This is a genomic window from Ligilactobacillus hayakitensis DSM 18933 = JCM 14209 (assembly GCF_000615845.1).
Taxonomy (GTDB): Bacteria; Bacillota; Bacilli; order Lactobacillales; family Lactobacillaceae; genus Ligilactobacillus; species Ligilactobacillus hayakitensis.
The window spans coordinates 54,723-63,878 of sequence record NZ_BAML01000004.1 but is presented as its reverse complement, the minus strand read 5'-3'; the positions used below and the strand labels follow the sequence as shown (position 1 = coordinate 63,878).

The following is a 9,156-nucleotide window of genomic DNA, read 5'->3' as shown; positions in this document are numbered from 1 at the left end:
ATTTTTTGAAAGAGAGTCATTTTTAATTGAGAAGTAATAAATGGTAGCAAAATGGTAGCACTTTTTCAAAGTTTCTCTAATTGGGAGTTTAAATTTAACTTGGCCTCTTTGGTAACATGCAAATAAATTTGTTCTAACATCTTAGAATTTTCATGACCAACTCTATCTTGAATAACATAGAACGGTACTCCTAAAGCAGCTAGCATTGAAACATGAGTGTGTCTAAATGTATGAGTGGATAATCTTTTGGCAATACCTAGCTTATCTTTAGCATTTCTTAAAATTGTATTCAAAGAAGATATTTGATAAGGGGTTCCGTTAGCAGTTTGAAATAAAAAACCAGATTCGTATTTATCTAATTGTTTTTGGTAAATTTCAACTGCTTGAGATGATAAGTTTATATCTCTAATCCCAGCGGCAGTTTTAGTTGTATCTGTTTTGTGCTGTTCAGTAACACTAACTTTTTTATATTCTAATGTTCCAGTTACATGTACTACATATTGATTGTTAATGTATTCAATATCATCCATATCTAACGCTAGAGCCTCACCAGCACGCATACCAGTTAAATATAGCCATTGAAAAATTGGAGCGTAATTAGGGTGCTTTTTTTGAATATAGTCAAAGAGTTTAGTCAACTCATCCTTTTCCAAAAATTTATCCTTTATTTTAGTACCATGATTTGGTTTTTTAGGTGAAAGTTCAACTTTATCCAATGGATTATCTTTTAAATAATTTTGTTTTATGGCAAATTTAATGGCCAGATTTAGCTTACTTTTTATGATGGAAACGTATTTAGCTGATAAATCATGTTTGAATAGCAGATCATCAAATGAACGACTTAAAATTGATGAATCAAGCTGAGATAATAAAGTATCTTTATTGATGACACCTAATAGAGTTTGGATATTTGCAACTGTTGCCAAATAAGTGGTCCTTCTAACTTGCTGTTTATATATTAGAAACCATTCATCAAACAGATTAGCTAATGTTTTACCTTCAATAATATTATCGTTAGCTAAAGCCGTTTTGTTCCTTATTTTTTCGTTAAGTAATCTCATAGCTTTATTTTGTGCTTGTTTTGAATTACTAGATAAAGTAATACTTACAGTTTTTCTTTTTTGTGTATATGGATCTATATAACGTTCATAATATCTATAGACGTCATTTCTTTTTTGAAAATACATATTAATCATCTCCTTAGAATAATGTTCTTTTTGACCTATAATTAAACCCGTCATTCTTGACGGGTTATTAACTCTTTTTTAGACTTTCAACAAAGCGTTGAGGGTCTTTTTTTATCTCGTTGACAATAGTTTCAATTAATTGCTTAGCGTACCATTCAGTTAGATTATCTAAACAATCCTATAATCGCAATTCCAACTCCAAATAAGCCAATAACGATAGTTCCCCAAAAGAACCTGCGCCATTCTTTTTGTTGTTCTCGCTGATATTCACGTTCCTTATATAACGCATTTTCAATCATCATTGGAATAGAACTAAACTTTTCATCTATCTTTTCGGATAAATTATCTATTTTAGAATTCAGTTTATCAATTTTATTTTGAGTTTCTAACTGTGAAATTTTGAGTTCATCATGCGTTACAAATTTCTTATCCATATTCTCGCTGCCTCCTTTAGACAAGTTTTCATCTTCATTATAACTTAAGGGAGAGCCAGGAGAAATAGATTCATTATTTTTAGAAACTAAATTCATATACTCTTTAGACATTACCTTCCACCTCTTATATCTAGAATAGGAACCTTTGTTTTGAAAAATGTACCAACTCTAACACTTTCACCAACTCCCATTTCTCCAGGATGCTTATGAGTATAGGAGAAACTGACATTTGCAAAGTCATATTTTAAATGTTCATATTCATCAATAAGATATTTTTTATCAATAAAAATATCAGATTGTATAGAAAATATATCTTGAGAATTAGGAATTTCAGTAAATTCTTGAGAAAGATAGATTTCATCAGGTGGTGTAGTACCCGCGGTTATTGTTAGATAAATAAGTCTATCAGTATTGGCTAAAGAATAATTTTCGTTAACTTTCATAGATGTTATAATTTTACAATTAATACCACTATTATTTAATTCAAAATAAGGAACGGTAGCATCTTCTGAATTACCAATTCTTAACTCTAATAAAGAAATATCAATATCATTTAGCATAAGTATTCACTCCTTTAAATAATAACTACACCAACAATTTTAAAATCATCACTTTTTACGATTTCATAACAACTCCGACAACATCTTAGAAACATATGGCTCAAAGGCGAGGGGGAGGCCGAAACTTTCTAAGAACTTAACGGGGCTGAGTTCGGATTCGTCATATTCTGATCTGTAATTTTCCAATTCTTCCCTAATCATGAACTGATTGGCTTCAGCTTCCATTTTTGTATGTAAGGCTGGTGTAGCATTGTATAAGTTTGACAGTCCTTTTTGCTTAGCAGCATGCCCTAACTCATGTAGAATTACTTTTTCTTGTTCGTGTTCATTTAAACGGTTATCTACAATTATCCAGTTCAATTTATCCACGTACAAGCCACCACAATCTAATTCGTCATATTTCAATGTGATTTGTTGTTCAGAGAGCAGAGCTTTAATTCTACTATCCATAAAATCACCTACTCTTTATTGTTGAGGTAAGCAGAGATAAGACCTTCCACGACATCTTTATCATGCTGATTAAGTTCCTTGCCGTTGTAGGTCATAATGCTATTCATAATTTCCGACAGGTCTTTTGTATCAGTAGAGTTTTCTTCCTTACCATCCCGACCTAATAAGTAGTCGGTTGTTACGTTGAAGTAGTCGGCTAGAACATTTAATGTATCAGCTCCAGGCACAGTTCTTCCAGTTTCCCAAGAACCTACAGCTTGTTGCGAAACATGAAGTGTAGTTGCAAGTTCAGATTGTCGTAGTCCTTTTTCTTTACGTAGTTCTTTAATTCTTAATCCTAATAACCCAACATCTTTTGCAGTCATAAATATCACCATCCTAATTAAAATAATTTCAGTTATATTTTATTACTTTTTTCAGTTAAATACTACTTTTAATAGGGTCAACAACAAAATGTAGAAAATAAAACAACAAAAAATGAAAAAAGTGTTGAAATACAACTTAGAATAGTATATTATATACATGTAAGGTTGATAAGGGCTTTACGAAAACTAAAGAAAGGAGAAAGTTATGAATGAGGTAATAAAAATAGCCTTAGCCATCTACTTCATAACAGATATATTCTTAAATCTATATAAGAAATATCTGGAAGTCGAAAAACTAAGACTAGAAAATAAAAAAATAAAATCAGAACTAAGATATAAACGCAAATTAAAGTTCTGATTAACCACAATGAAAGGGGCTTGCCCCTTAATTTGTGGCACTCTCATCATAACATAATAATAATTATGAATACAGTTTTATTATATGTGATCTTAGTAGTTGTAATTGTTAGTAAAATAATTGATTTTTATCTTGATAACAAAATCAAGAAATTAAAAAAAGAACAAGAACAACTAAAAAAAGATCTAGATGAATTGAAGAAAAAATAGGAGGTAATAAAAAATGAATAAACCATTCAATGAGTTTGAAGTCAAAAATAAGAAAGTTTTTATTGATGAAAAAGAAGTTAAAGCAGTTAAGAATTTGAATATAAAAAAAGGTAAGGGAAACCTTGTTGAAGTAACTCTTACCTTTGATGCAGTACCTAAAGACCTAAATACTTTTGGATACTGATAGACATAACTGATGAAGCGACTGATTGAAGTGTAGAAATTGCGAATGAACCTAGTTTACCAGAAAATTCTTTTGTTTTATTCCAATTATCATCAGAACGAATATTATTAAGAAATTCATGTCCTTGTGGGGATAAGTCCAAAATAGAAAAAGAATTATCCAGATAAAAATCAGTTTGTTCAAGCATTTTAGACCAAGCTAATTGACGAACATGATATAAAATTTCATTTTCAGAATAATTTGATAGAGACTTTGATTTATATAATTCAAAACTGGAAATGATTTTACCATAACTAGATGTATCTTCTACAGCTAACAAAATATCACGTATACAATCAGGATTTAACTTCATAAAACTACACCTCCTTTCACTAGGAGATAAACAAATTATATCAAAGATAAAATAGAAAGCGAGATGATTAAAAATGGCTACAAAATTAAAAGTTTTGAGAGCTGAGCATGATTTAACACAAGAAGATTTAGCTGAAGCATTAGGAACCACACAGAAAGTGATTTCAGCGTGGGAGACGGGTAGAGTTAATCCTAGACCATTTATGATGCAGAAAGTAGAAGACTTTTTTGGTGTTCCCAAAGAAGAAATTTTTTTTACAGCTTTCAACTACACAAAATAGTAAAATCATCAAAATTAATGGATTTTAACGCTTTATAGTTGTTTTAAGAAAGGGATGAACACAATGAATGAACTTAAGATTTTGGGAACTGAAAAAATCGGAAACTTTAAATTTACTGGAATCGAAGGCGGTTTTGGTGAGAATAAAAAAGCAATGTTAGTTAGAGACATTGCGGTTATTCATAACTTAGAAACGAGAACCGTAAATCAAACGATTAATAGAAATATCAAACGTTTTAAAACTGGGATAGATATTCTTGATCTAAAACAAATCACACACAGTGATGTGTTTTCGGAATATGGATTTACCAAAGCACAATGGGGTAATGCTAACAATATTTACCTCCTTTCAGAACGAGGATACGCTAAATTACTCAAAATTCTTGAAGATGACAAGGCTTGGGAAATCTATGACGAGTTGGTGGATAACTACTTCAATATGAGATACGTCATCCAAAAGCAAGATTCATATATGATTACTGATCCAGTTCAACGTGCTAAGCGTTGGATTGAAGAGCAAGAAGAGAATCAAGTTAAGTTAGCAATGGCTAAACAAGAAACAAAAGATGTTCAAGATAACACGCCAATATCTTCTAAAGATTATCAAGTGTTATCTAGAAAGATTGGTCAAAAGCTAGATCGATATCTTAGTCAACATCAAATTTACAACAAAAACCAAGTTGCTTTGTTGAGATGGGATTTAAATAATGCAATTTTAAAAGCTGCGGGAGTTCCTGCAAGAACATTAATCAAACAGAAGCATTTTACAGCCATTGCGGAAGCATTAGTTAATTGGGAACCAAGTGAATCAACGTTAGAAAAGATGAAGGCTTATTAAGGTAAGTAAGGTAGGTGAGCGATGTGGAATACTATAACATGTTGCGGAAGAAAGATTTTGTAAAAAAGTACAAATATTCGCCTTCGGTTTATCAAGCCAGAATGAAAGAGTTTAAAGTATCTAGATTTTCGGAAGGGTATGTCGAAGTAACAACGCATGAAATTTGGATAATAGAAGAATATTTTCAACAATTTTTAATATGGAAATCTAAACAAAGAAATTAGAGGTGACCTAATGGAACCAGGTTTAGCAGTGATTGTAGCGTGTATAGCTTATGTAATAATTTTTGCTTTGGTTAGTTGGATCAAGAATATTTTTACGAATTTAAAGGAGGTGAGAAGGATGATTAATTACAGAACAACAACTCTTGTCGCTTTTGGCATGTTAATTTTAAGTTTTTTGCAAAACCCGTTTAGCAAACAAACGATATTTTGTGTAGTACTTGTTACTTTGCCACTTGCTGGCAAAGTAGTATACGACTCCATTAAAAGAAAATGATTCTTAGATAATTAGCTATCAATGAAAGGAGGTGAGATTGTGGTAGAACAAAAAAATTCAGTGGTTGCAGCCACTGAAAAAATAAAAATTACCAACATTAATTTTAACACATTATTCAATTTCACGAAATCACTAGATAGTGATGTTGAGAAGTTTTTAGTAATCAGAGCTTTCTATCAACTTAATTATTTTGATCTTGAATCTAATGATAGAGAAGCATTAGAAGAACTATTAAAACCAATAGGAGGAACCAAGTAATGAACTTATTTGACTTAAACCAAACGTACAGAGAGTTAGAAGAACGCGAGGACTTAGATCCAGAAACACTATCTGACACCTTGGACTCAATCAACGACACCAGAGAATTGAAGCTAGACAATATTGCTTATTGGATTGAAAAAAACAAGATGCAACTTGATTGGCTGTCTGAAAAACTCAAAGATTTAAGAGCAAAGCAAACGTCACTTAACAACTTAAATCGTTCTTTGCAAAATTACATGACACAAGCATTAGATGATGCAGGCATCAAAGAATTGCAAACTGAAAATCACATTTTGAAGCCTAGAAATTATAAGGCATCAGTTATTGTAGATAGTCTAGATAATGTACCAGAAGAATTTAAACAAACTAAAACAGAAGTTACTGCTGATAAGAAAGAACTATATAAGGTTTTAAAAAATGGACAAGAAGTTCCAGGTGTTCACCTTAAGGCCAATAGAGGAACAGTGATTAAGTAATGTTTAAATTGAGAGATTATCAATTGGAATCAATTAAAAACATATATGATTCCGTCAAGAAAGGACATCACTCCATAATTGTTCAGTCACCACCTCGAACAGGCAAGACTGTGATTATGTCCGAGATTGCCAGACGTGCTACTAAAAAAGGTAATCGAGTGATGTTCATGGTTCATAGAAAAGAAATTGTAGATCAAGTTACCAAAACTTTCAAGGCTAATGAAGTTGATATGTCTCTAACTCAAATAGGGATGGTTCAAACATTTACTAGACGTGTGGATACTCTTTCTAAGCCTACTATCATTTTCGTAGACGAGGCTCATCATGTTCTAGCTAGAAGTTATCGTAGAATCCTTGAGACGTTTCCAGACGCTTTAAAGTTACTTTTTACAGCTACACCAGTAAGACTAAATGGAGAAGGGTTTGAAGATGTAGCAGATGACTTAATTGTTGGTAAGCCTATTTCGTGGCTGATTGATAATCAATTTCTAGCTCCAGTAGATTACTATGCACCAGTTGCTTTAGATACTTCAAAACTAAAAACTAAGCGTACAGGTGACTATGACGAAGAATCCATTAGGGATGCCTTTAAACCTAAGATTTACGGTAGAACAGTTGACCAGTATCTCAAGTTAGCAAATGGCAAACAAGCAATAGCTTATACCTACAATGTTGAATCTGCTGAGAGATTAGCTAAGCAGTTCTGCCAGCGAGGTATCTTAGCCAAAGCAGTGTCTGGTACTACTCCTAAAGCAGAACGAGACCAAATTATCAAAGACTATCGAGCCGGAAAGGTAAGGATAGTTACGAATGCCGAATTGTTTACTGAAGGATTAGATTTGCCAAACGTTGACTGTGTAATCATGCTTAGGCCGACCCAATCGCTATCTTTGTACCTACAGTTCGCCATGCGGTCAATGAATCCTCGAGAAGGTAAAACAGCTATTATCATTGATCAAGTTGGAAATGTTCAAAGATTTGGTTTACCTACTCAAGATAGGTACTGGAGCTTAGAAGGAACTAAGAAACAGAAAGAAAGCAATAGACCCAAGATTCAACCAGTATCAACATGTCTTAGTTGTTTTGCAGCTTTTTACAGGAACGGGAATACATGTCCGTTTTGTGGGGCTGACTTAGTTGAAGAAAGAAAAATTGAAGTAGTTGATAAAGCAGAATTGAAAAAGGTTGTAGCACGCAGGAAAGAAATGTTTAAAAAAATCATAAATGATAAAGTCGCTAATAACGTAGTAGACAAGCGACCTTCAGACTTAAAGACTTACGTTGAGGTTAAGGCTTATGCAGAGTTGAAAGGGTACAAGCCAGGGTGGGCTTACTTTTATGCTAAGCAGCGAGGCTTTATCAAATGAAAGGATGATTAAAAGTGTCAATTTTACCACCGCTTAATAGACAGAAAAAGGTTAGAAGAATTCCTAGAAACTTCTTCATTTTCGGAGATACTATGTCAGGTAAATCTTATCTGGCTGAGAGATTTCCAGTACCACTATTTTTAAATACAGATGGAAACTCAGAAATGATTCCGGCGCAAGATATTCAATTATCAAACGTTAGGGATGCTCAAGGAAAACTCAAGCGTTCTGTAATTAACCAATTAGACGAGATTATTTTAGAACTTAAAACTAGGAATCCTGGTTATAAAACAATTGTAATCGACGTTATTGATGATCTAACAGTCATGATTGAACAAGCTATTTGTTATGAGAATGACGTTCAAAATTTAGCAGACATTCCATATGGGAAAGGTTACTCAGCATTTAACAGCGTGTTACAAAGTTTTGTAGTAGAGCTTAAATCGCTGCCTTTGAACGTTGTTTATATTTCAAGGGTTACAACCGTCGGAGAAAGTGACATTGAAGTGCCTAGTCTTAAAACTAAGTACTACAACATTGTTAACGGCAACTGTGATTTAGTTATCCAAACTAAACGCAGAGGGAAGAACTATATCAGAAGAGTTACTGATAGACGCACACATTATGTACGTGAAGAAATTGATGACAAAGATATTTTAAGAATCTTAGATAACGTTGTAGGAGTATTTGACAAACCTGTTAAAACTCCAATTAAAGAGCAAAAGAAAATTGTAGACAAAATTGAAACAGAAAAAGAAGTAAAGGTAGGTAAAGAATAATGGGATTAAGAGACGCAGCAGCTAAGGCTTTAGAAGGATTTGACACAAAAAAAGGAAGTGTAAATAGTTTTGAAGGACTACCTTCTGGAGATTATGTCGTAATGATTGATAACATCAAGAACCAAGATACTCCATGGGGGTCTGAACAATTATCAATTAGAGTTCAAGTTTTAGAAGGTGACTATGCCGGCCAAAAAGAATTTGTTAATTTGAGTTTAGATGAAACCACTGCCAAAGGAAATCCTAATCCAATTCTTGGGCGTAACATCAAATTGATTGCTAAGTTAGCATCTAACTCAGGTATTGAACTTCAAGATCAAGATTGGGAAGACATTGAAACTTTGGCTAATGCATTGGCTTTAGCTGAAGGCAGAACTGTTCTAATGCATTTAACAGTTAGTGAAAACAAGAAGAATCCTCAATATCCATATCGTAATTATGATTTTGAAGAAGCAGACGAACCAGATCAAATTACTGTTGATGATGACGACCTTCCATTCTAAAGACTAAATGGAGCAGTAACTCTAGACTACCGAACGGGTGAGATGCCCGTTAGAAA

At 32.9% G+C, this 9,156-nt stretch carries 16 protein-coding genes; 10 read left to right on the top strand and 6 right to left on the bottom strand.

What is annotated here, in order from left to right; genetic code table 11:
• Positions 1–65: 65 nt before the first annotated feature.
• The 5 genes from JCM14209_RS02090 to JCM14209_RS02070 form a co-directional block, all read right to left on the bottom strand.
• Entirely contained in the window at positions 66–1,187 is a 1,122-nt protein-coding gene (locus JCM14209_RS02090) for a tyrosine-type recombinase/integrase (protein ID WP_025021977.1), read from the bottom strand.
• A gap of 164 nt (positions 1,188–1,351) precedes the next feature.
• Complete coding sequence (locus JCM14209_RS02085) at positions 1,352–1,732, bottom strand: hypothetical protein (RefSeq protein WP_025021976.1); 381 nt, start codon at positions 1,730–1,732, stop codon at positions 1,352–1,354.
• A complete protein-coding gene (locus JCM14209_RS02080) occupies positions 1,732–2,181 on the bottom strand; it encodes a hypothetical protein (protein ID WP_025021975.1) in 450 nt (149 codons plus the stop codon). Before JCM14209_RS02080 ends, JCM14209_RS02085 begins: the two co-directional genes overlap by 1 nt.
• 63 nt (positions 2,182–2,244) lie before the next feature.
• On the bottom strand, positions 2,245–2,631 hold the full coding sequence (locus tag JCM14209_RS02075; protein ID WP_025021974.1) for an ImmA/IrrE family metallo-endopeptidase: 387 nt from the start codon (positions 2,629–2,631) through the stop codon (positions 2,245–2,247).
• 8 nt (positions 2,632–2,639) lie between these two features.
• Positions 2,640–2,996 carry a helix-turn-helix domain-containing protein gene (locus tag JCM14209_RS02070; protein ID WP_025021973.1) on the bottom strand — a complete coding sequence of 119 codons (357 nt, stop codon included), beginning with the start codon at positions 2,994–2,996 and terminating at the stop codon, positions 2,640–2,642.
• 423 nt (positions 2,997–3,419) lie between these two features.
• Here JCM14209_RS02070 and JCM14209_RS09980 point away from each other — a divergent pair, with 423 nt between their 5' ends.
• Positions 3,420–3,563, top strand: a complete 144-nt coding sequence (locus JCM14209_RS09980; RefSeq protein WP_155830653.1) for a hypothetical protein — start codon at positions 3,420–3,422, stop codon at positions 3,561–3,563.
• A gap of 13 nt (positions 3,564–3,576) precedes the next feature.
• The gene (locus JCM14209_RS09975; protein ID WP_155830652.1) at positions 3,577–3,747 is read left to right on the top strand and encodes a hypothetical protein; all 171 of its coding nucleotides are present in this window, start codon (positions 3,577–3,579) and stop codon (positions 3,745–3,747) included.
• Here JCM14209_RS09975 and JCM14209_RS02050 read toward each other — a convergent pair.
• Entirely contained in the window at positions 3,719–4,099 is a 381-nt protein-coding gene (locus tag JCM14209_RS02050) for a DUF2513 domain-containing protein (RefSeq protein ID WP_025021972.1), read from the bottom strand. The genes JCM14209_RS09975 and JCM14209_RS02050 overlap by 29 nt on opposite strands.
• A gap of 73 nt (positions 4,100–4,172) precedes the next feature.
• On the opposite strand from JCM14209_RS02050, the gene JCM14209_RS02045 reads away from it, so the two are divergent.
• The 8 genes from JCM14209_RS02045 (at position 4,173) to JCM14209_RS02005 (ending at position 9,100) form a co-directional block, all read left to right on the top strand.
• Positions 4,173–4,379 (top strand): helix-turn-helix transcriptional regulator, encoded by a 207-nt coding sequence (locus tag JCM14209_RS02045; RefSeq protein ID WP_025021971.1) that lies wholly within the window; start codon positions 4,173–4,175, stop codon positions 4,377–4,379.
• A 63-nt stretch (positions 4,380–4,442) separates the two neighbouring features.
• Positions 4,443–5,216 carry an ORF6N domain-containing protein gene (locus JCM14209_RS09825; RefSeq protein ID WP_025021970.1) on the top strand — a complete coding sequence of 258 codons (774 nt, stop codon included), beginning with the start codon at positions 4,443–4,445 and terminating at the stop codon, positions 5,214–5,216.
• A 234-nt stretch (positions 5,217–5,450) separates the two neighbouring features.
• Positions 5,451–5,714, top strand: coding sequence for a hypothetical protein (locus JCM14209_RS02030; protein ID WP_025021969.1), 264 nt, complete (start codon positions 5,451–5,453; stop codon positions 5,712–5,714).
• Between the two features lie 39 nt (positions 5,715–5,753).
• Positions 5,754–5,972 (top strand): hypothetical protein, encoded by a 219-nt coding sequence (locus JCM14209_RS02025; RefSeq protein WP_025021968.1) that lies wholly within the window; start codon positions 5,754–5,756, stop codon positions 5,970–5,972.
• Positions 5,972–6,451 (top strand): siphovirus Gp157 family protein, encoded by a 480-nt coding sequence (locus JCM14209_RS02020; RefSeq protein ID WP_025021967.1) that lies wholly within the window; start codon positions 5,972–5,974, stop codon positions 6,449–6,451. The genes JCM14209_RS02025 and JCM14209_RS02020 overlap by 1 nt, the downstream gene beginning before the upstream one ends.
• Positions 6,451–7,818, top strand: a complete 1,368-nt coding sequence (locus JCM14209_RS02015) for a DEAD/DEAH box helicase (RefSeq protein WP_025021966.1) — start codon at positions 6,451–6,453, stop codon at positions 7,816–7,818. Before JCM14209_RS02020 ends, JCM14209_RS02015 begins: the two co-directional genes overlap by 1 nt.
• A gap of 14 nt (positions 7,819–7,832) precedes the next feature.
• Positions 7,833–8,597, top strand: coding sequence for an AAA family ATPase (locus JCM14209_RS02010; protein WP_025021965.1), 765 nt, complete (start codon positions 7,833–7,835; stop codon positions 8,595–8,597).
• Positions 8,597–9,100, top strand: coding sequence for a DUF669 domain-containing protein (locus tag JCM14209_RS02005; RefSeq protein ID WP_025021964.1), 504 nt, complete (start codon positions 8,597–8,599; stop codon positions 9,098–9,100). The genes JCM14209_RS02010 and JCM14209_RS02005 overlap by 1 nt, the downstream gene beginning before the upstream one ends.
• Positions 9,101–9,156: the final 56 nt, after the last annotated feature.